The sequence below is a fragment of the Streptomyces sp. NPDC014882 genome (assembly GCF_043081325.1).
In the GTDB taxonomy this organism is placed as follows: Bacteria; Actinomycetota; Actinomycetes; order Streptomycetales; family Streptomycetaceae; genus Streptomyces.
The window spans coordinates 163,522-183,253 of record NZ_JBIBWL010000008.1 but is presented as its reverse complement, the minus strand read 5'-3'; the positions used below and the strand labels follow the sequence as shown (position 1 = coordinate 183,253).

Here is a 19,732-nt window from a genome sequence, read left to right as displayed (position 1 = left end):
GACGGGACCCGGGATCAGGAGCCCGCGGGGCCGGCCGGCCCCGGGACGCAGTGCTGGGAGGAGCACCGATGCAGCGGGAAACCATCCGCAAGGACACCACGTGGGCCGTCCCGCCCCTCCTCGCCGACTACGAGCGGGCCCGCTCGGACTTCACCTGGGCGCGGGCCCGTGCCGAACTGGCCGGGCTGCCCGGCGGCGGCCTCAACATGGCCCACGAGGCGGTCGACCGGCACGCGGCGTCCGACCACGCGGACAGGGCCGCCCTGCGCTGCGTCGCCCGGGACGACTCCGTCACCACCGTCACGTACGCGGAACTCGCCCGCCGCACCGCCCGCTTCGCGCACGTCCTGCGCTCCCTCGGGACCGGCCGGGGCGACCGGGTGTTCACCCTCCTCGGCCGGTGCCCCGAGCTGTACACCACGGTGCTGGGCACGCTGAAGAGCACCGGCGTGCTCTGCCCGCTCTTCTCCGCCTTCGGCCCCGACCCGGTCGAACAGCGGCTGCGCCTCGGCGACGCGCGGGTCCTGGTCACCACCGCGGCCCTCTACCGGCGCAAGGTCGCCGCGCGCCGGGCCTCGCTGCCCGCGCTGGAACACGTCCTGATCGTCGGGCCCGGCGCCGACGACCTGCCCGGCACCTCCTCCTTCGACGAGCTGACGTCCGCCGCCCCGGACACCTTCACCATCCCGCCCACCGCGCCCGACGACATGGCCCTGCTGCACTTCACCAGCGGCACCACCGGCACCCCCAAGGGCGCGGTCCACGTCCACGAGGCCGTCGTCGCCCACTACGCCACCGCCGCCCACGCACTGGACCTGCGCCCCGAGGACGTGTACTGGTGCACCGCCGACCCCGGCTGGGTCACCGGCATGTCGTACGGGATCATCGCCCCGCTCGTCCACGGCGCGACGGTGGTCGTCGACGAGGGGGACTACGACGCCCGGCGCTGGTACCGGATCCTCGGCGAACAGCGGGTCGGCGTCTGGTACACCGCGCCGACGGCCCTGCGCATGCTCATGCGCGCCACACCGCGCCAGGGCCCCTACGACCTGCCGCGCTCCCACGACCTGTCGGCCCTGCGCTTCATAGCCTCCGTCGGCGAACCCCTCAACCCCGAGGCCGTCCTGTGGGGCCGCGACGTCCTGGGCCTGCCGGTGCACGACAACTGGTGGCAGACCGAGACCGGCAGCATCATGATCGCGAACTTCGCCGCCTGCGAGATCCGGCCCGGCTCGATGGGGCGGCCGCTGCCCGGCGTCGAGGCGACCGTGCTGGAGCAGGGCGAGGACGGCCGCGCCCTGGTCACCGGCGGCCGGGTCACCGAGGTGCGCGACGCCGGCGTCGAGGGCGAGCTGGCGCTGCGGCCGGGCTGGCCGTCCATGTTCCGCGGCTACCTGCACGACCAAGGGCGCTACGACGCCGCGTTCGCCGACGGCTGGTACCTGACCGGTGACCTGGTCCGCCGGGACGCCGACGGCTGGTACTGGTTCGTGGGCCGCGCCGACGACGTCATCAAGTCCGCCGGCCACCTGATCGGCCCGTTCGAGGTCGAGAGCGCGCTGATGGAGCACCCGGCGGTGGCCGAGGCGGGCGTGATCGGACGGCCGGACCCGGTCGCCGGGAACGTCGTCAAGGCGTTCGTGTCGCTGCGTCCCGGCGTCCGGCCGACCCCGGACCTGGAACGGGAACTGCTGGCCTTCGGCCGCCGCAAGCTGGGGCCCGCCGTCGCCCCCCGGGAGATCGCGTTCGACCAGAACCTGCCCAGGACCCGCAGCGGGAAGGTGATGCGCCGGCTGCTGCGCGCACACGAACTCGGCCTGCCCGAGGGCGACCTGTCCACCCTGGAGGGATCCGCATGAGCCCGTCCCGCACCACCCGCCCGCGGAAGACCCCGGCGGCCCGGAGGACCCCGGCGGCCGGGAGGACCCCGGCGGCCGGGAGGGCCGCGGACCCGTCCCCGACGACCGAGCGGACGGCGGGCGCCGCGCACCGCACGGACCTGCTGGAGGCCATGGTGCGCATCCGGCGCTTCGAGGAACGGTGCGTCGAGCTGTACAGCGCCACGAAGATCCGCGGCTTCGTCCACCTGTACATCGGCGAGGAGGCCGTCGCCGTCGGCGTCAACGAGGCACTGACGCCCGAGGACGCGGTCGTCGCCACCTACCGCGAACACGGCCACGCCCTGGCCCGCGGCCTCACCTGCGAGGCCGTCATGGCCGAGATGTACGGCAGGACGACCGGGTGCAGCGGCGGCCGGGGCGGCTCCATGCACCTCTTCGACGCGGGCCGCCGCTTCTACGGCGGCAACGCGATCGTCGCCGGCGGCCTCCCCCTGGCCGCCGGCCTCGCGCTCGCCGACCGCATGCGCGCGGACCGCCGCGTCACCTGCTGCTTCTTCGGCGACGGCGCCTTCGCCGAGGGCGAGTTCCACGAGACGGCGAACCTCGCGGCCCTGTGGCGGCTGCCCCTGCTGCTCGTCTGCGAGAACAACCTCTACGCCATGGGCACCGCCCTGGACCGGCACGAGGCGCAGACCGACCTGGCCATGCGGGCCGCCTCGTACGGCATGGTCGCCTGGGCCGTCGACGGCATGGACGTCGAGGCCGTGGAGCAGGCCGCCCGCCGGGCCGCCGAGGCCGTCAGGGCCGGCGCCGGGCCGCACTTCCTGGAACTGCGCACCTACCGCTTCCGCGCCCACTCCCTGTACGACCCGGACCGCTACCGCGGCAAGGCGGAGATCGAACGGTGGAAGGACCGGGACCCGATCACCCGGCTCCTCGACCGCATGCGCGAGGACGGCGAGCCGGCCGACGAGACGCTCGCCGGCATCGAGCGCCGGGTCGCCGCCGAGATCGACCACGCCGTGGAGGCGGCCGAGCAGGCCCCCGAGGAACCGGTGGAGCACCTCCTGCACCACGTCACCAGCGCCGCGGGGGAGGTGAGCTGACCATGGGGGACGGCGGGCCGCCGGAGGCGGCGAGGACGACCTACCGGGAAGCGATGCGCGAGGCCCTCAGGGACGCCCTGCGCGCGGACGACCGCGTCTTCCTGATGGGCGAGGACGTGGGCCGCTACGGCGGGTGCTTCGGTGTCAGCCTCGGCCTGCTGGAGGAGTTCGGCCCCGTACGCGTGCGCGACACCCCGCTGTCGGAGTCCGCGTTCGTGGGCGCCGGCATCGGCGCCGCCCTGGCCGGGCTGCGGCCGATCGTCGAGATCATGACCGTCAACTTCAGCCTGCTCGCCCTCGACCAGATCCTCAACAACGCGGCCACCCTGCTGCACATGTCGGGCGGTCAGCTGCCCGTACCGCTCGTCATCCGCATGACCACGGGCGCCGGCCGACAGCTCGCGGCCCAGCACTCGCACAGCCTGGAGGGCTGGTACGCGCACATCCCCGGCATCCGCGTCCTGGCCCCCGCCACCGTCGACGACGCGCGCCACATGCTCGCTCCGGCGCTCGCCGACCCCGACCCGGTCCTGATCTTCGAGCACGGAAGCCTCTACAACGCCTCCGGCGACCTCCTCCCCGGCACCGCCCCCGTGGACCTCGACCACGCCGCGATCCGCAGGTCCGGAACCGACATCTCCCTGATCACCTACGGCGGTTCGCTGCCCAAGACCCTCGCCGCGGCGGACGAGCTGGCCGCCGCGGGCATCAGCGCCGAGGTGATCGACCTGCGCACGCTCCGGCCGTTCGACGCCGGAGCCGTCGCCGCTTCCGTGGCCCGCACCCACCGCGCGGTGGTCGTCGACGAGGCCTGGCGGACGGGAAGCTTCGCCGCCGAGGTGTCCGCCCGCATCGCCGAGGAGTCGTTCTACGAACTGGACGCGCCCGTCGAGCGGGTCTGCAGCGCGGAGGTGCCCATGCCCTACGCCAGGCAGCTGGAGGAGGCCGCCCTCCCGCAGACCGCCGACATCGTCGCGGCCGCCCACCGGGCGGTGGACTGACCATGGCCGAGTTCACCATGCCCTCCCTCGGCGCCGACATGGACGAGGGCATCCTCCTGGAGTGGCTGGTGGCACCGGGCGACCCCGTCCACCGGGGCGATCCGGTCGCGGTGGTCGAAACCGCGAAGTCGACCATCGAGGTGGAGTGCTTCGCCACCGGGACCGTGACCGAGCTGCTCGTCGAACCCGGCACGACGGTGCCGGTGGGCACACCGCTCGCGCTCATCGGGGCCGCGGCGGAGACGCCCGGCGGGCCGGCGGGGAAGGGGGAGCCGCCCCGGGCCCCGACCCCCCGCGAGGACGGGCAGCCGACGGGCACGGGACGGGCCGCGAGGGTCGGGGAGAGGGGCCAGGCAGCCCAGGCCGAGAAGACCGAGAAGACCGAGAGGAGCGAGAGGAGCGAGAAGACCAAGAAGGCCGAAAAGGCGGAGAAGCGTCGGGCGGCCCGCCGCGCGCCGAAGAAGGGCGGGCCTCCCGAGCAGCCGCCCCCACCGCCCCCACCGCCCCCGCCGCCTCCCGGAGCCGCCACCGCCCCGGCCCCGGCCGCCGCGCGGCAGGGCGGCCACCTGGAGGCGGGCCCCCTGGCCCGCCACCTGGCGGAGGAGAGCGGCGTCGACCTGGAGACGCTGCACGGGTCCGGACCCGGAGGGCGGGTCACCCGGACCGACGTCGAGGAAGCGGCGGCCGCCCGGTCCGCCACCCGGCGCTCGCGCGTGCGGGCCACGCCCTTCGCCCGGCGGCTCGCCGCCGAGACGGGCGTCGACCTGACCACGGTGCCGGGGACGGGCCGGGACTCGGCCGTCCGCGCCGCGGACGTACGCGGCGCGGCCCGCAGGCCGCCGGCTCCGGTCTCGCCCGCGGACGCGGTTCCGGTCCCGGCCCCGGTACGTCCCGCGACGGAGCGTCGGCCCGACGCGCAGGCTCCCCCCTCCCGCGGGGAACGTCCGCCGGCGGGGCGGGGGGCCGGTGCCCGGGGTGCGGCCATGCGCCGTGCGATCGCCGGCCTGATGAGCCGTGCCAACCGGGACATCCCCCACTACTACCTCTCCACCACCGTGGACATGGCCGCCGCGACGGACTGGCTGCGCGAGCACAACCGGCGCAGCCCGGTCGGTGAACGGCTGCTCCCCGCCGCCCTGCTGCTCAAGGCGACGGCCCTGGCGGCCCGGGAGGTACCCGAGCTGAACGGGTTCTGGACCGACGACCGCTTCACGGCCGGCGAGGGCGTACACCTCGGCGTGGCCGTGTCGCTGCGCGGCGGAGGACTCGTCGCACCCGTGCTGCACCACGCCGACACCCTGGCACTCCCGCGGCTGATGACGGCCCTGAAGGACCTGGTCACCCGGGCCCGTACCGGCCGGCTGCGGGGCTCCGAGGTCTCGGACGCCACGATCACGGTCACCGACCTCGGGGACCAGGGCGTCGAGACCGTGTTCGGAGTGATCCACCCGCCGCAGGTGGCCCTCGTCGGCTTCGGGCGGATGGTCGACCGGCCGTGCGCCGTCGACGGCCTGCTGGGCGTGCGGCCCGTCGTCACCGCGACCCTCTCGGCCGACCACCGGGCGACCGACGGCGCCGTCGGCGCCCGTTACCTCACGGCGGTCACCCGCCTCCTGCAGAATCCGGAGCGACTGTGAACATCGACCGAACCGAGGCGCTGGACATGGTCCGGGAGTCGATCTCCCGGGTCGTCCCCGGCGCCGATGTCGCCGCCCTGGGGCCCGACGAGGCGTTCCGCGACGCGCTGGAGATGGACTCGCTGGACTTCCTGAGTTTCGTCGAGGTGCTCAGCGAACGGTCCGGGGTCCGCATCGAGGACGAGGACGCACCCCGGCTGGCGACCCTGTCCGGCAGCGCCGACTTCCTCGTCGCCCGCGCGGGTGACGGCCCCTCCGCATGACGGGCCCTCCGCATGACAGATCGTCGAGTGACGGGCCCCGCGTGATGTGCCCTCGGCATGACGGGCCCTTCGTGACGTGTGCGCCGGGGACGACGCGACAGGCCACCGCCCACCGGGGAGACTGGGGAACGGGGCCTGGTCCATTCGGAGGAGAGCGTGTGACGGGTTTCCGGGACTTCCTGACGCGGTTCCGGCCGGCGGCCTCGCCGGGCCGGCCCGCACCGGGCGGTGTCCCCGCGGACCGTTCCGCCGAACTCCGTGCCGAACTCGTACCGCCCCTGGCTCGGCTCGAACAGACGGAGGAGGAGGCCCGCCGCGTACGCGAACGGGCCGAGGCCGCCGCCGCCGCGCGCCGCCGAGCGGCCGAACAGCGGGCCGAGGCCATCGTGGCCGCGGCGCGCGAGGAGGCCCGCGGGGTGCGGGCGCGCGCCGCCGAGCAGGTACGGCGCGCGGCCGACGACGAGGTCGCGGCACTGCTCGCCGAGGCGGAACGCGAGGCGACCGCCGTGCGCGACCGTGCCGGTGACCGGATCCCCGTGCTCGTCGACCGGGTGCTCGCCCTGGTGCTCGAGGACCTCGCGGCGGACGGGACGGCGGCCGTGGCGCCGGGGGAGACCCGGGCGGTGGAGCCGTCGGGTGTGCTGCCGGGAGGCGACCGGGTCGGGCAGCCGTCCGCCGTGCCGCCGGAAGACCCCCGGGCCCAGGAGCCGGAGAGCTCGCGGAGGCCACAGGCGCCACAGGCACCGCAAGCACCACGGGCAGGGCGCTCCTGATGGGGGCGGGCCGGGTGGCGGGTGTGACGCGGGCGCGGGCGCTGCGGACCAGGTGCCTGGGTGCCGAGGGCATCGGCCGGGTGGCGTCCGCGCGCGAACTCGACGACGCGCTGCGCTACTTGGCGGCCACCCCGTACCGGCACGACGTCACTGCGGGCAGCACGCCCGCCGAGGCCCAGCGTGCCGTCTCGGCGACCCTGTTGTGGCATCTGCGGATCCTCGCCGGCTGGCAGCCGGCCGACGGCACGGACGCCGTCCGGGCCCTCGCCGCCGGATTCGAGATCTCCAACACCGAACACCGTCTGAGCGCGCTCACGGCCGGCCCGGAGCCCCCGGGCGGGCAACGCGTCCACCCCGCGCCCTACCGCCTGGGCGCGCTGACGACCGCCTGGACGCGGGTCGCCGCCACGCGTTCGCCGGCGGAACTGCGCACCGCGCTGGCGGCCTCCGCCTGGGGCGACCCCGGGGGCGAGGCACCGGCCGCGATCGCCACCGGCATGCGGGTCTCGGCCGCCCTGCGCCTGGCCGCCGCCGCTCCCGACGCGCGGCGCTGGGCGGCCGCCCGGCTGGCCCTGCTCCTCGGGCGCGAGGTCTTCGTCGTCGGCCGCCGCCTCCCGGACGTCTCCGCCCACCGGGCGGCCCGCCTGCTCGGCCCCCGCGCGGTGGGCGCCGGGTCGTACCCGGAGTTCCGGCAGGCGCTGCCGGCCACCGCCCGGTGGGTGCTGGAGGACGTCGACGACGCGGCGGACCTCTGGCGGGCGGAGGCCCGCTGGTGGGAGACGGTCGAGGGGGACGGCCGGGAACTGCTGCGCCGGGCCCGCTTCGGCCCCCGGCCGGCCGTGGGAGCCGCCGCCCTGCTGTCGGCCGACGCGTGGCGGACCCGCGGCGCGCTGGAACTGGCCGCACGGGGCGGCGGGCCGGAGGGCCGGGCCGGGGAGGTGCTCCATGGCCCGGGCTGAGCCGGTGGTCCCGGTCAGGATGCGCAGGGTGGCCGTCGTGGCCCCCGAGGAGGCGCTGCGGGAGAGCCTGGTCCGGATCGCCGAGGCGGGCCGCGTCGAGATCGACGTCACCGGGGAAGGCGGCCCGCAGGCGCAGGGGCCCGCGGCGACACGCCTGCGGCGGCTGCGCACCGAGCCGGCCCGACCGGTCCTCAGCGAAGCTCCCCCCGACCTGGACGCCCTGGAACGCGCGGACCGGACCGACCTCCTGGCGGGCGAGGCGCAACTGGAGGAACGCCTCGGCAGCGCCGTCCGGCACGGCGGGGCCGCCGCACTCGCCGGCTGGTGCCCCGCGGCGGAGGTGGACGCCACGGCGGCCCGCATCGCCGGTGCCGGGGGTGCGCTGCTGGTGCTGAGGACCCCGCGCGGGGTCGATCCGCCGACCCTGCTGACCGGAGCGGACCGCGCGCACCCGGCGAGAACCGTGCGCCGCTCCTTCACCCCGCTGGTCAGCACGTACGGCACCGTGCCCTACGCCGACCTCGACCCCACCCTGCCCGCCGGGATCGTCTACGCGGTGATGTTCGGCGTGATGTTCGGCGACGCCGGGCACGGACTGCTGCTCCTCGCCCTCGCCCTCGTCCTGCGCGCCGGCCGGCCGCGCCGGTTCGCCGCCCTGCGCCCGCTGTGGGCCTCCGTCGCCGCGGCCGGACTCGCCGCCACCCTGGCGGGAGTGGCGTACGGCGAGTTCTTCGGACCGACCGGAGTGCTGCCCGTGCTGTGGCTGGCACCGTTGGAGGAACCCGTACGGCTGCTGACCGCCGCCGTCGTGCTCGGCGCCGTACTGCTGGCCCTCGCCCACGCCGCGGGCGTCGTGAACCGGTGGCGGGAGAACGGACCGGCCGCGGCCCTGTACGCGCGGACCGGCATCGCCGGAGCCGCGCTCCACCTCGGCCTCGCCGCCCTCGCCGGATGCGTGTGGCTCGGCCGGCCGGCGTTCGCCGCCGCGGGAGCCGTCGTCGCCCTCACCGGCCTGGCCCTGGCCGGGGCGGGGCTGTACGCCACCACGGCGGGCGGCCCCGGCGGAGCCGTGCAGACCGGCGTCCAGCTCCTCGACACGACGGTCCGCACCGCCTCCAACGTCGTGTCCTTCGCGCGGCTCGCGGCCTTCGGGCTCACCCACGCGGCGCTCGGCGCGATCGTCTGGGACGGCACGAGGGCCCTGGCGGGCCGGGGCCCGGCCGGGGTCGCCGCCGCGCTGCCGGTCTTCCTCGCGGGCAACGCCCTGGCCTTCTCGCTGGAGGCACTGGTGGCCGGCGTCCAGGCGCTGCGCCTCGAGTACTACGAACTCTTCTCCCGGCTCTTCGAGGGAGAGGGACGCCCCTTCAGACCCTGGCATCTGCCCGTCGAGCACACCCCGGCCCCGGCCGGCGCCCCCGGACCGCCCGCGGTGAAGGAGACCGCCCGGCCCGGCCCGGCGAGGGAGGAGCACCCGTGACCACCTGGTTCCTGGCACTGCCCGTCATCGCGGCCGGATTCGCCGCCGCACGCCTGGCGCTGCGGCGCTCGGGCCGGACGGCCCTGTGGTGGATGGTCGCCGCCGACGCCGTGCTCCTGGTCGCCGCCACCGTGGTGCTGACCCTGGCGCTGGGCGACGGATCCGCCCAGGCCGCGACCACGGCGGCCCAGGACCCGGGCTCCGGCTCCGCCGCCCTGATCGGCGCCGCGATCGCGGTGGCCGCGTCCACCATCGGCGCGGGCATCGCCGTCGCCTACACCGGCGCGGCCGCCCTCGCCGCGCTCAGCGAACGGCCCGAACTGTTCGGCCGGGCCATGGTCGTCGTCGGCCTGGCCGAGGGCATCGCCATCTACGGGCTGGTCGTCGCGGTCATCCTCATCGGGAAGGCGTGACCGTGGGACGCGTCGCCGCCCTCGGGGAGCGGCCGCGGGTGGCGGGCCTCGCGCTGGCCGGCGCGGTCGTCCTCGCCGCCGAGGACCCCGGGGCCGTACGCCGGGCCTGGCGGAGCCTGCCGGACGACGTCGACCTGGTGATCCTCACCCCTGCCGCGGCCGAGGCCCTGGCCATGGACCAGGGCCGGAGCCGGGGCAGGGATCGGGGCCAAGGCCGGGATCAGCACCGGGACCGTGGCCGAGACCAGGGCCGGTACCAGGACCAGGACCGGGCCCCCGCGGTCTCCGCGGGCCGCCGCAGGCTGACCACCGTGATGCCGCCATGACGTCCCGGGCCGCCGACCGCACGGCGGAGGCCCCCGGCCCGGACCGCGCCGACGCCCTGCACCCGGTCCGGGCCGAGCTGCTGCGGGCCGCTCACGCCGACGCGGAGGCGCTCTCGGCCCGCGCCGAGGAGGAGGCCGCCGCCCGGATCGCTCAGGCGGAGGCCGAGGCCCGGTCGATCCTCGACGAGGCCCGGCGGCAGGGCGAGGCCGACGGCGCCGCCACCGCCCGGGACCGCCTCGTCGCGGCCCGCCGGCAGGCCAGGTCCCGCACCCTGTCCGCCCGGCGCGAACCGTACGAGGAACTGCGCCGCGAGGCAGCCGAACGCGTCCGGGGACTGCGCCGGGCCGACGACTACGCCCGCTTTCGCGAGCGGCTGGAACAGCGCGCCCGGACCTTCCTCGGCGCGGACGCCGAGGTCACCGAGCCCGCCGACGGGGGAGTGGTGGCCCAGGTCCCCGGGAAACGGGTCGACCTGTCGCTGACCGCCCTGGCCGAGCACGCCCTGGACGACATGGGAGCGGAGGTGCGGACCCTGTGGGAGGAATGACGGCGTCCACCGGGACGGACGGACCGGCCGGCACCGCGCGGCCGGCCTCCCGGATCCTGCGCGTCACCGGGCCCCTGGTCGAGATCGCGTACGCGGACGGCACCGCGATGTACGACCTCGTCTCCGTCGGCCCCGCCGGACTGCCCGGCGAGGTCGTGGCCATCAGCGGCGACGTGGTCACCGTCCAGGCGTACGAGGACACCGGCGGGCTCGCTCCGGGACAGCCGGCGCTGCCCCGGGGCCGGCCGCTGTCGGTGCGGCTCGGACCGCAGCTCCTCGGCGGGGTCTTCGACGGACTGCTGCGCCCGCTGGACGCCGCCGGCGACTGGCTGCTGCCGGGCACGCGGCGGACCGCGCCGGCCGAACGCACCTGGACCTTCTCCCCCCTCGTGGCGGAGGGCCGGGAAGTGGCCGAGGGGCAGCCGCTCGCAGAGGTCGCGGGCGCGGGACCGGCACGGCTGAAGGTCCTCGTGCCACCCGGCCGCGGCGGCACGGTGACACGGATCGCCGCCGCCGGGAACCAGGCGCGGGACGCCGTCGTGGCCGTGGTGGGCGGCACCGACGTGGGGCTGGGCACCCTGTGGCCGGTGCGCAGGCCCCGCCCCGTGCGGGAGCGCGTCGACACCCGCGAGGCACTCGACACCGGCCAGCGGGTGATCGACCTGCTCTTCCCGGTGGCCCGGGGCAGCACCGTCGCGGTGCCCGGCGGCTTCGGCACCGGCAAGACGATGCTGCTCCAGCAGATCGCCAAGTGGTGCGACGCGGACGTCATCGTCTACGTCGGCTGCGGAGAGCGCGGCAACGAGATGGCCGACGTCATCACCGAACTGTCGGAGCTCCGGGACCCGCGCACGGGCGGCCGCCTGGCGGACCGCACGGTGACGATCGCGAACACCTCCAACATGCCGATGATGGCGCGCGAGGCCAGCGTCCACACGGGGATGACGGTCGCCGAGTACTTCCGCGACATGGGCCTGGACGTGGTGGTCATCGCCGACTCGACGTCCCGGTGGGCCGAGGCGCTGCGCGAGTTCGCCTCCCGCACCGGCGCCCTGCCCGCGGAGGAGGGCTACCCGGCCGGACTGGCCTCGGCCATCGCGGCCTTCTACGAGCGGGCCGCCGCGGTGACCACGCTCGGCGGGGACCGGGGCTCGGTGACCGTGATCGGCGCGGTGTCCCCGCCCGGCGGCGACCTGACCGAACCGGTCACGGCCCACACCGAACGCTTCGTCCGCTGCCTGTGGACCCTGGACCGCGACCTCGCCTACGCCCGCCACTACCCGGCGGTCTCCTGGGCGGGCTCCTTCTCCCGGGACGTCCCCGTGCTGGCCGCGGGCCACCGGGCGGCCGGAGACCCCCAGTGGTCCCGGCACCGCGACCGGGTGGGAGCGGCACTGGCGGAGGCCGACCGGCTGGCCGACCTGGTGGACCTCATCGGGATCGCCGCCCTCCCGGCGCGGGAGCGCGTCAGCGTCCTGGCGGGCCGGCTGCTGCGGGAGGGCGTGCTCCAGCAGAGCGCGCTGTCACGGCGGGACGCCTACTGCGGGCCGGAGAAGACGGCCGCCCTGGCCGACGCCGTCCTGGCGGTCGTCGACCGCTGCCGGGAACTGGTGGACTCCGGTGTCCCGGCGGCGGCGGTCGAGGACGTCGACTTCGGCCCGCTGCTGCGCGCACGGGAGGACACCGGACCGCACGACGCCGCCGGCGTGGCGGCGCGCCGCGACACCGTGCTCGCCGCACTGGGAGAGGTGCGCCCGTGAGCCCGGCCGGCGAGATCGAGTACACGGCGGTGCGCGAACTGCGGGGCCCGCTCGCGGTCGTCGAGGGCGTCTCGGGGGTCGGCTGGGACGAGTACGCGCACCTCACCCTCGCCTCGGGCGAACGGCGCCACGGCGTGGTCCTGGACGCCGACCGCGGCCTGGCGGTCGTGCAGGTGCTGGAGGGCACCGCCGGCATGGACCCGCGCGGCGTCCGCGCGGCCTTCTCGGGCAGCCCGCTGCGCGTCCCCGTCGGCACGGACTGGCTCGGCCGCGTCTGCAACGGCCGCGGCGACCCCCTCGACGACGGGCCACCCGTCCTCGCCGCCCACCGGGCCGAGGTGGGCGGCGCCCCCGTCAACCCGGTGCGGCGCGAGCCGCCGTCCGAACCGGTGCTCACCGGCGTCGGCGCCATCGACGCCCTGACCACGCTGGTCCGCGGGCAGAAACTGCCCGTGTTCTCGGTGGCCGGGCTGCCGCACCTGGAACTGGCCGCCCAGATCGCCGCGCAGGCCACGGCCGGCGGCGAGGCGTTCAGCGTCGTCTTCGCGGGCATGGGGCTCACCCACGCCGACGCCTCCTTCGTCCGCGACGTCCTGGAGGAACGCTCCGCGGCCGGGGAGCTGGTCCTGCTGCTGAACACCGCCGACGACCCCGTGATCGAGCGGATCCTCACGCCCCGCATCGCGCTCACCGTCGCCGAACACCTCGCCTTCACCGAGGGACGGCACGTCCTGGTCGTCATGACCGACATGACGACGTACGCCGAGGCCCTGCGCGAGGTCTCCGCCGCCCGCGGGGAGATCCCCGCCCGCCGCGCCTACCCCGGCTACCTCTACAGCGACCTGGCCTCCCTGTACGAACGCTGCGGACGCGTCCGCGGGCGTCCCGGCTCGGTCACCGTGCTGCCGGTGCTCACCATGCCCGCCGGCGACATCACCCATCCGGTCCCCGACCTGACCGGCTACATCACCGAGGGCCAGATCGTGCTCTCGCCCCGGACCCACGCGCTGGGCGTGTACCCGCCGCTGGACGCCCTGTCCTCCCTCTCCCGGCTGATGCGCAAGGGCGCGGGCCCGGGCCGCACCCGCGACGACCACCTCGACGTCGCGGCCCAGCTGCTGGCCGCCCTGGCCCGGGCCCGGCAGGTCCGCGACCTCGCGGACCTGGTCGGCCACGCCGCACTGAGCCCCACCGACCGCCGCTACCTCGACTTCGACGAGGCGTTCCTGCGCGACTTCGTCGACCAGCGCGGCGACGAGTCACGAAGCCTCGACGCCGCGCTGGAACGCGGCTGGCGCGCCCTGCTCACGCTGCCCCGCAGCCAGCTCTCCATGCTCCCCGCCGATCTCCTCGACGCCCACGGGGCGAAGGACCCCGGCCGTCCCGGCGACCCCGGCCGTCCCGGCGACCCCGGCCGTCCCGGCGACCCCGGCCGTCCCGACGGCCTGGACGCCGTCGACGGGCGTGGCGCCGCCGACGGGCGTGACGCGGAGGCGTCCGGATGACCGGCGCCCGTCGTACCCCACCCGGCCGTGCCGGACGGCTGCGGCTGCGGCGCAGCCTCGACGTGGCCGAGCGCGGCGCAGGCCTCCTGGAGCGCAAGCTCCGCGTCCTGCGCGCCGAACACCGGAGGCTGGTGCACGCGGAGGAGGCGGCCGCCCGGGCATGGAGCGACCTGCTGTCCGAGGCCGAGACCTGGCTGCTGCGGGGCCTGCTCCTCAGCGGGCAGCAGGCCCTCGACGCGGCCGCGGCCGGCATCGGCCCCGCCGAGGTCACGGTGGACCGGACCGCTTCCCTGGGGGTGCGCCGCCCGGCCGCGGCCTCCGTGACGGTGCCCGCCCGCACCTCCGCCTCCGCCGCGCCCACCAACACGGCCCTCGTCCACGCCGAGGCGGTCTACGCCCGCGCCCTGCGCGCCGCCGCGGAGTACGCCGTCGCCCGCGACGCCGCCGAGCTGATGGGCGCGGAGGTTCTCAGCACCCGGCACCGGGTCCGTGCCCTGCGGCGCCACTGGATCCCGCGCCTGCGGGAGGAGCTCGACCGGACCGAGCTGGCGCTGGAGCAGGCCGAGCACGAGGACGGTGTCCGGCGGCGCTGGGCGGCCCGTGCCTCCGGGCGGTGACCGCCGGAGCGGCCGTCACCCGGGTCCGGCGCCCGCGCCCGCCGGGTCAGGCGCCGCGCACCGGGACCGTGATGACGGGGCAGTGGGCGTGGTGCAGCACGCCCTGGCTCACCGACCCGAGGAGCATGTCGCTGAAGCCCCCGTGCCCGCGGGTACCGACGACCAGGCCCAGCGCGTGCCGCGAGGCCTCCGTCAGGACCCGCACCGGGTGACCGCGGACGACCTCGTGGTGCAGTTCCACCCCGGGATGCCTCGCGGTCCGGCCCGCGACCGTCTCGGCCAGCACCCGGCGGCACTCCTGCACGGCGGCGTCCTCGTCCAGCACACCGAGCAGCGGCGGATGCCACACGTACAGGGCCCTGAGGACCGCTCCGCGCAGGGCCGCCTCCTCGAACGCCACGTCCACCGCCGCCGCCGCGTGCGGACTGCCGTCGACGCCGACGACGAAGTACGGGGGCTCCTCGGTGACGTGCTCCGGCTCGGGAACGACGACCACGGGGCAGGGAGCGTGGGCGGAGACCGGGAGCGCCACCGAGGCAGAGGTGAACAGCTCGCGCCGGGCGCTCAGGTGCCAGGAGCCCACCACGACCAGGGAGGCGTTCCCCGCCTCCTCGCGCAGCACCCACGCCGGCTCCCCCTCCGCCAGCACCGTCGACACCTCCACGGCCGGCCGCCGGGACTCGACGAAGGCGACCGCCTCCCGGAGGGTCCGGGCGCCCGCCTCGTGCAGCGTGCGGTTCCACTCCTCCCAGGACGGCCGCGCCTCGCCCGTGCGGTATCCGCCCGTCGGCAGGCCCTGGGCGTGGACGAGCCGCACCGGCAGGCCACGGCGGTCCGCCTCGTCGGCGGCCCAGGCGAGGGCCAGCCGCTTCGAGGGATCCGGGTCGACGCCCACGACGATCGGCTCACGCCCGTGCGTACCGGTCATGGCACCTCCAGCAGGTTCCCGTGCCGCGGTCCGTCCGCTGTCCCTCCCAGCGTGACCGCACTCGTCGGCAGCCGCCACGGCACCGCCCCGCGGGGCGCGTCGTCGCGGCGGCTCACCGCGCCCCGTCCGCACCCGTGCCGTCCGGGCCGGTGTCGTCCGGGTCGGCGGGCCGGTCGGTGAGGTGGGGCTCGACGTCCACGACGCCCTCCACGGCGCGCACGAGGCGCACGGCGACCGGGACGAGCGAGGTGTCGCGGATGCGCCCGCGGAGGGTGACGACCCCGTCGCGCACGTCCACGTGGACGGCGTGGCTGAAGCCCGGGAAGAGGTACGACACCACGGTGCGCCGGACCTCCTCCTCGATGTCCTCGTCCGCCCGCAGGAACACCTTCAGCAGATCGGCCCGGCTGACGATGCCCTGGAGCATGCCGAGGCGGTCGACCACGGGCAGCCGCTTGACGTGCCGGACGGCCATGATCCGGGCCGCCTGCGCGAGCGTGACGTCGCCGTGGACCGTGATCGCGGGAGCGCTCATGAGCTCCGCCGCCGTGGCCGCCCCGGCCTTCGCCACGCCGGACGGCGGGCGGCCCTCCCCGGCCGGGCCCCGGTCCTCGTCGCGGAACTCCTCCTTCGGCAGCAGGTCGGCCTCGGAGACGACGCCGACCACCCGGTCCTCGCCCTCGAGGACGGGCAGGGCGCTGACCTTCCACTGCTCCATGGTCCGGACGATCTCCTTGAAGGGCGCGTCGCGGCCGACGGCCACGACCGTCGGAGTCATCACGTCGCTCACGATGTGCGGGGTCTGCGGCACTGCCGGGCACCTCGTTCCGTCGCGTCTCGTTCCCCCTGGTCGTTCCGCCTGCTCGTTTCCGCGCTGCTTCCCGTCCGGCGCCTCCGTCCGGTCAGGGAACCTCGCCCGCGCCGTGGGGCGCGTACAGGTCGAGCAGCCGTACCCGGGCGGACCTGAGCCGGCGCGCGAGGACGCCGGACACGTAGGTGCACAGCTCGTGGTCCAGTCCCGGATCCTTCGCGCACATCTCACGGACCGCCGCCGCGTCGAACTCGTAGGCGCGCACCGGACTGTCGGCCTCCGCCCCCAGATGCCACCGGTGCGGAGGGACCAGCCAGGACCAGCCCAGCAGCTTCCCGGCGCCGAGGGTCTCGACGACCGCCGGCCGCTGACCGGGCACCCTCAGATCGAGTGCCACCGTGCCGGTGTGGATGATCCAGAAGCGGTCGGCCTCGCCGCCCTCGTCGAAGACGCGCTCGCCCGCCGCGAACGACACCTCGTGCGCGAGCGTCATGAGCTGCTCGCGATGCTCCTTGCTCAGGGCGCCGAAGACGCCGCTCCTCGTCACCACACCGCACTCCCCTCTTCGTGACCTCGGCCTCTCGCGACCTCGACGCGGGAACGGACTCCCGTCCGGTTCCCGACGTCCGGCCGCGCGGGCACACGGTCCCCGCGCGGCCGGGGCGGGGACCGGGACCCGGTGGCCGCCCGCTCCCGGCCGCATGACTCCACCATCGCCGCAAACAGGCCCGGCGCAACCCGGGCGGGGCGGCCGGGAGGCGACCCCGCCGGCGCGGGTGCCGTACCGCGGGCGCCGGTGCGGTGGGCCCGTCCGCGGTACGGCACCCGCTACTCGGTGACGCGGACCGCGAGCGCCGGGCGGATGGCGGCGGCGCGACGCGCCGGCCCGATCGTGGCCAGGAGCGACGCGGCGAAGGTGGCCACCGCCAGGCCGCCGATGCCGGCCCACTCGACCGGGAAACCTCCTTCGAGGCCTTCGAAGGCCGCGCTGTTGCGGTACATCAGCCAGGTGGTGAGGACGCCCAGGAACGAGCCGAGGACGATCCCCTCCAGGGCGATGAAGCTGCTCTCCCACAGGAAGGACCGCTGGACGCTCCGGGACCGGAAGCCGAGGGCCCGGAGGATCCCGATGGTGCGGCGGCGCTCGCGCACGGCCCGGACCATGACGACGCCGAGGCCGGTGATGCCCACGCCGAGGCCCAGGGCGAGGAAGCCCTCCATGAGGCGGAAGAAGGCGGTGCTGGAGTCGAACTGGCGGCGGATGTCCGACTCGATGGGGGTGGCGACCAGGCTGGACGCGAGCTGCTGCCCCTGCAACCGGGCCGCCAGCGCGTCGGGGGAGGTCCCCGGGCTCGTCCGCACCAGCGCGGAGGCGTTCTGCGCCTGGGCGCCGAAGAGGTCGCGCGTCGCCCGCTCGCTCAGCACCACGGGGTACGTGGTCGAACTGGCGCCGGTGCCCGGGTAGAAGACCATCCCGTTGCTGAGCACGCCGGCGATGACCTTCCGTTCGGCGCGGCCCGTCCGGGGGTCGGTCAGGGTGAGGGTGTCCCCGGGGTCGTAGTAGTCGCCGGCCGGGCCGCCGGTGCTGCCGAAGAAGCCGTCGAGGACGACGTAGCGCGGGTCGGCGGCGAGGGCCCGCCACACCGCGGCGTCGTCGCCCAGGCCGGGCAGCCGCTCCCGGAACGTGATGCCGCTGATCGCCCCGTCCGGCACACCGACCACGGCGGCGTCCAGCGGCTGGGTGCCGCGCCGGCCCGGATCGGTGGCCCGCCCCGTGGCGTTGAGCAGCGGTGTCACGGCGGAGATCCGGGCCGCGGACGGGCCGTCGCGGAGATCGGCGGCCAGGCGGTCGCCCGCGACCTGCGCGTTGTAGTCCAGACGCAGGGAGTATCCGGCGGTGGCGTCGGCGACGACCCCGTCGACCCCGGTGCGCAGGATGCCCGAGATCTCCGTCAGGAGCACGAGGACGAACATGATCAGCGTGTACATCACCAGCGTCGCGCCGGTCCGGAACCGTTTGGCCAGCGGGTAGGCGACCGCGAGCCGCGCCGCCAGGCCGCTCTCGGTCGGGCGTTCCAGGACCCGCCGCAGCGGGCGCAGCAGGGTCCGCTGGTTGTCGCTGACGAGCACCACGGCGGAGAAGGCGGCCAGGGCGCCCTGGATGACGTACACGGACATCGAGGGGGTGTCGAAGATCCGGGGGCGTACGACGGGGGCCAGCAGCGTCCAGGCGAGCACGGCTCCCGCGACCAGGGTGGTGACCGTGTGCCGGGGCAGCACGCGCAGCAGCGCCGGAGCGGCGAACGCGAGGGCGAGCGCCGGCAGGAGGTACGTCATGTCGGGCCGGCTGCGCGCCACGGCGGGGACGGCCGCCAGCGCGCACAGGACCGCGAGGACGGTGGAGACCACGAGCAGCCGGCGGCGCGGCTCGCGTCCCGGCGTGGCAGGGAGGTCGCGGATCGCCGCGATGATGTTGAACCTGCTGATGCGCACACTGGTCGCGAGGATCGCGGCGAAGGCGATGAGCAGGCCCATGGCCAGTCCGTTGAGGATGCTGGTCGGGGTGACGGCGAACGCGATGCGGATGCTGCTTCCGCCGATCGCCCAGCCCTCGAAGATCTTCGCGGCCACCACGGACACCCCCCAGCCGACGGCGACCCCGATGGCCACGCCCGGCAGCGCGGACAGCACGGCGTAGGCGGCCCCTTCGAGGGTGAAGGACCCGACCAGCCGCGAGCGCTTCATCCCCACCGCCCGCACCATGCCCATCTGCGACTTCCGCTCCTCGCCGAGCATGACGAAGATGTTCACCAGCAGCAGCGCGCCCGCGATGATGCTGAAGCTGCCGATCATGAGGAACAGGGCTCCGAGGGAGTCCCCGGCCTGCCGGGCGTCCCGCAGGACCGTGTGCTTGGGGGTCTCCACCGCCGTCTGACCGGCGAGCGGGCCCAGGGCCCGGCGGATGTCGGCGCTCACCCGGCCGGTCAGGTCCTCGCCGCCCTCGACGCCGCCCCGGTTGGACACGAAGGTGACCGGGCGCGGCTCCGTACCGGCGGCCCGGGCGGCGGCGTCCAGGGCTCCCGGCGCCAGGAACACGTCCCGGTTCAGCCGGCCTCCCAGGCCCACGCCGGCCAGGCCCTCCTCCGGCACCACCCGCTCCACCCGGTACGTCCGCGGCGCTCCGAACAGGTACAGCGTGACCGGGTCCCCGGCGGACACGCCCAGCGACCGGGCCAGCGGCTCGTTGACCACGACCCGGCCCGGTTCCGGGTCCGGTCCGCCGAGGCCGGAGTCCCCGCCCGCGGAGCCGAAGCGCGACGCCTCGCCGAAGTCCAGCTGCCAGGCCAGGACCCGCGGTTCGGCCGTCCTCCGCCCGGCGGCACCGCTGACGGCCGACGCCTGGGCGGTGCGGGCGTCCAGCACCCCGTCGACGTCGGGATCGTCCGCGAGGGCGGCCAGCCGCCGGGTGACGGCGTCCCCGGTCGGGCCCGGGGGCGCGACGACGCGCTCGTCCACCGGCCCCAGGGTGCGGTACGCCTCCTGCCGTACGGAGAAGTTCAAGGTGTCGCCGACGACCAGGGCCCCGATGACGATGGCCGTCCCGAGCACCGATCCGCCGATCACCAGTGCCGCCTCGGTGCGCCGGCGGGCGACCTGCCGGAACGCCAGCCGCCGCGACACCGGCTGCCGGACGGCGACCAGCGCCAGGGCGGCGAGGGCGAGCCCGAGGGCGGTGAGCAGCGGGATCAGCAGCTCGGGGTACACGG

At 76.1% G+C, this 19,732-nt stretch carries 18 protein-coding genes; 14 read left to right on the top strand and 4 right to left on the bottom strand.

What is annotated here, in order from left to right:
• Positions 1-68: 68 nt before the first annotated feature.
• From acsA to ACF09K_RS20135, 14 genes are all read left to right on the top strand, one after another.
• A complete protein-coding gene (gene acsA / locus ACF09K_RS20200; protein ID WP_392245324.1) occupies positions 69-1,859 on the top strand; it encodes an acetate--CoA ligase in 1,791 nt (596 codons plus the stop codon).
• Positions 1,856-2,947, top strand: coding sequence for a pyruvate dehydrogenase (acetyl-transferring) E1 component subunit alpha (gene pdhA / locus ACF09K_RS20195; protein ID WP_392245323.1), 1,092 nt, complete (start codon positions 1,856-1,858; stop codon positions 2,945-2,947). Before acsA ends, pdhA begins: the two co-directional genes overlap by 4 nt.
• A 2-nt stretch (positions 2,948-2,949) precedes the next feature.
• Complete coding sequence (locus ACF09K_RS20190; protein WP_392245321.1) at positions 2,950-3,948, top strand: alpha-ketoacid dehydrogenase subunit beta; 999 nt, start codon at positions 2,950-2,952, stop codon at positions 3,946-3,948.
• 2 nt (positions 3,949-3,950) lie between these two features.
• The gene (locus ACF09K_RS20185) at positions 3,951-5,585 is read left to right on the top strand and encodes a dihydrolipoamide acetyltransferase family protein (RefSeq protein ID WP_392245320.1); all 1,635 of its coding nucleotides are present in this window, start codon (positions 3,951-3,953) and stop codon (positions 5,583-5,585) included.
• Entirely contained in the window at positions 5,582-5,848 is a 267-nt protein-coding gene (locus ACF09K_RS20180) for an acyl carrier protein (RefSeq protein WP_392245319.1), read from the top strand. Before ACF09K_RS20185 ends, ACF09K_RS20180 begins: the two co-directional genes overlap by 4 nt.
• Positions 5,849-6,006: 158 nt before the next feature.
• Positions 6,007-6,621 carry a hypothetical protein gene (locus ACF09K_RS20175; RefSeq protein ID WP_392245318.1) on the top strand — a complete coding sequence of 205 codons (615 nt, stop codon included), beginning with the start codon at positions 6,007-6,009 and terminating at the stop codon, positions 6,619-6,621.
• A 14-nt stretch (positions 6,622-6,635) separates the two neighbouring features.
• Positions 6,636-7,580, top strand: coding sequence for a V-type ATPase subunit (locus tag ACF09K_RS20170; protein WP_392245316.1), 945 nt, complete (start codon positions 6,636-6,638; stop codon positions 7,578-7,580).
• Positions 7,567-9,057: a V-type ATPase 116kDa subunit family protein gene (locus tag ACF09K_RS20165; RefSeq protein WP_392245313.1), complete on the top strand. Its 1,491-nt coding sequence runs from the start codon at positions 7,567-7,569 to the stop codon at positions 9,055-9,057. The genes ACF09K_RS20170 and ACF09K_RS20165 overlap by 14 nt, the downstream gene beginning before the upstream one ends.
• Positions 9,054-9,470: an ATP synthase subunit C gene (locus ACF09K_RS20160; protein WP_392245311.1), complete on the top strand. Its 417-nt coding sequence runs from the start codon at positions 9,054-9,056 to the stop codon at positions 9,468-9,470. Before ACF09K_RS20165 ends, ACF09K_RS20160 begins: the two co-directional genes overlap by 4 nt.
• A gap of 2 nt (positions 9,471-9,472) precedes the next feature.
• The gene (locus ACF09K_RS20155) at positions 9,473-9,796 is read left to right on the top strand and encodes a hypothetical protein (RefSeq protein WP_392245309.1); all 324 of its coding nucleotides are present in this window, start codon (positions 9,473-9,475) and stop codon (positions 9,794-9,796) included.
• Positions 9,793-10,344, top strand: a complete 552-nt coding sequence (locus ACF09K_RS20150; protein ID WP_392245307.1) for a V-type ATP synthase subunit E family protein — start codon at positions 9,793-9,795, stop codon at positions 10,342-10,344. The genes ACF09K_RS20155 and ACF09K_RS20150 overlap by 4 nt, the downstream gene beginning before the upstream one ends.
• Positions 10,341-12,104 carry a V-type ATP synthase subunit A gene (locus tag ACF09K_RS20145; protein WP_392245305.1) on the top strand — a complete coding sequence of 588 codons (1,764 nt, stop codon included), beginning with the start codon at positions 10,341-10,343 and terminating at the stop codon, positions 12,102-12,104. The genes ACF09K_RS20150 and ACF09K_RS20145 overlap by 4 nt, the downstream gene beginning before the upstream one ends.
• Entirely contained in the window at positions 12,101-13,609 is a 1,509-nt protein-coding gene (locus ACF09K_RS20140; RefSeq protein ID WP_392245304.1) for a V-type ATP synthase subunit B, read from the top strand. Before ACF09K_RS20145 ends, ACF09K_RS20140 begins: the two co-directional genes overlap by 4 nt.
• On the top strand, positions 13,606-14,226 hold the full coding sequence (locus ACF09K_RS20135) for a V-type ATP synthase subunit D (RefSeq protein ID WP_392245302.1): 621 nt from the start codon (positions 13,606-13,608) through the stop codon (positions 14,224-14,226). Before ACF09K_RS20140 ends, ACF09K_RS20135 begins: the two co-directional genes overlap by 4 nt.
• A gap of 46 nt (positions 14,227-14,272) precedes the next feature.
• Here the strand turns inward: ACF09K_RS20135 and ACF09K_RS20130 are convergent, their stop codons facing one another.
• From ACF09K_RS20130 to ACF09K_RS20115, 4 genes are all read right to left on the bottom strand, one after another.
• Entirely contained in the window at positions 14,273-15,154 is an 882-nt protein-coding gene (locus tag ACF09K_RS20130) for a universal stress protein (RefSeq protein WP_392245300.1), read from the bottom strand.
• A gap of 112 nt (positions 15,155-15,266) precedes the next feature.
• A complete protein-coding gene (locus ACF09K_RS20125) occupies positions 15,267-15,965 on the bottom strand; it encodes a CBS domain-containing protein (protein WP_392245299.1) in 699 nt (232 codons plus the stop codon).
• Positions 15,966-16,056: 91 nt separating this feature from the next.
• Positions 16,057-16,512: a cyclic nucleotide-binding domain-containing protein gene (locus tag ACF09K_RS20120; protein WP_392245544.1), complete on the bottom strand. Its 456-nt coding sequence runs from the start codon at positions 16,510-16,512 to the stop codon at positions 16,057-16,059.
• 281 nt (positions 16,513-16,793) lie between these two features.
• A complete protein-coding gene (locus ACF09K_RS20115; RefSeq protein ID WP_392245297.1) occupies positions 16,794-19,730 on the bottom strand; it encodes an ABC transporter permease in 2,937 nt (978 codons plus the stop codon).
• Positions 19,731-19,732: the final 2 nt, after the last annotated feature.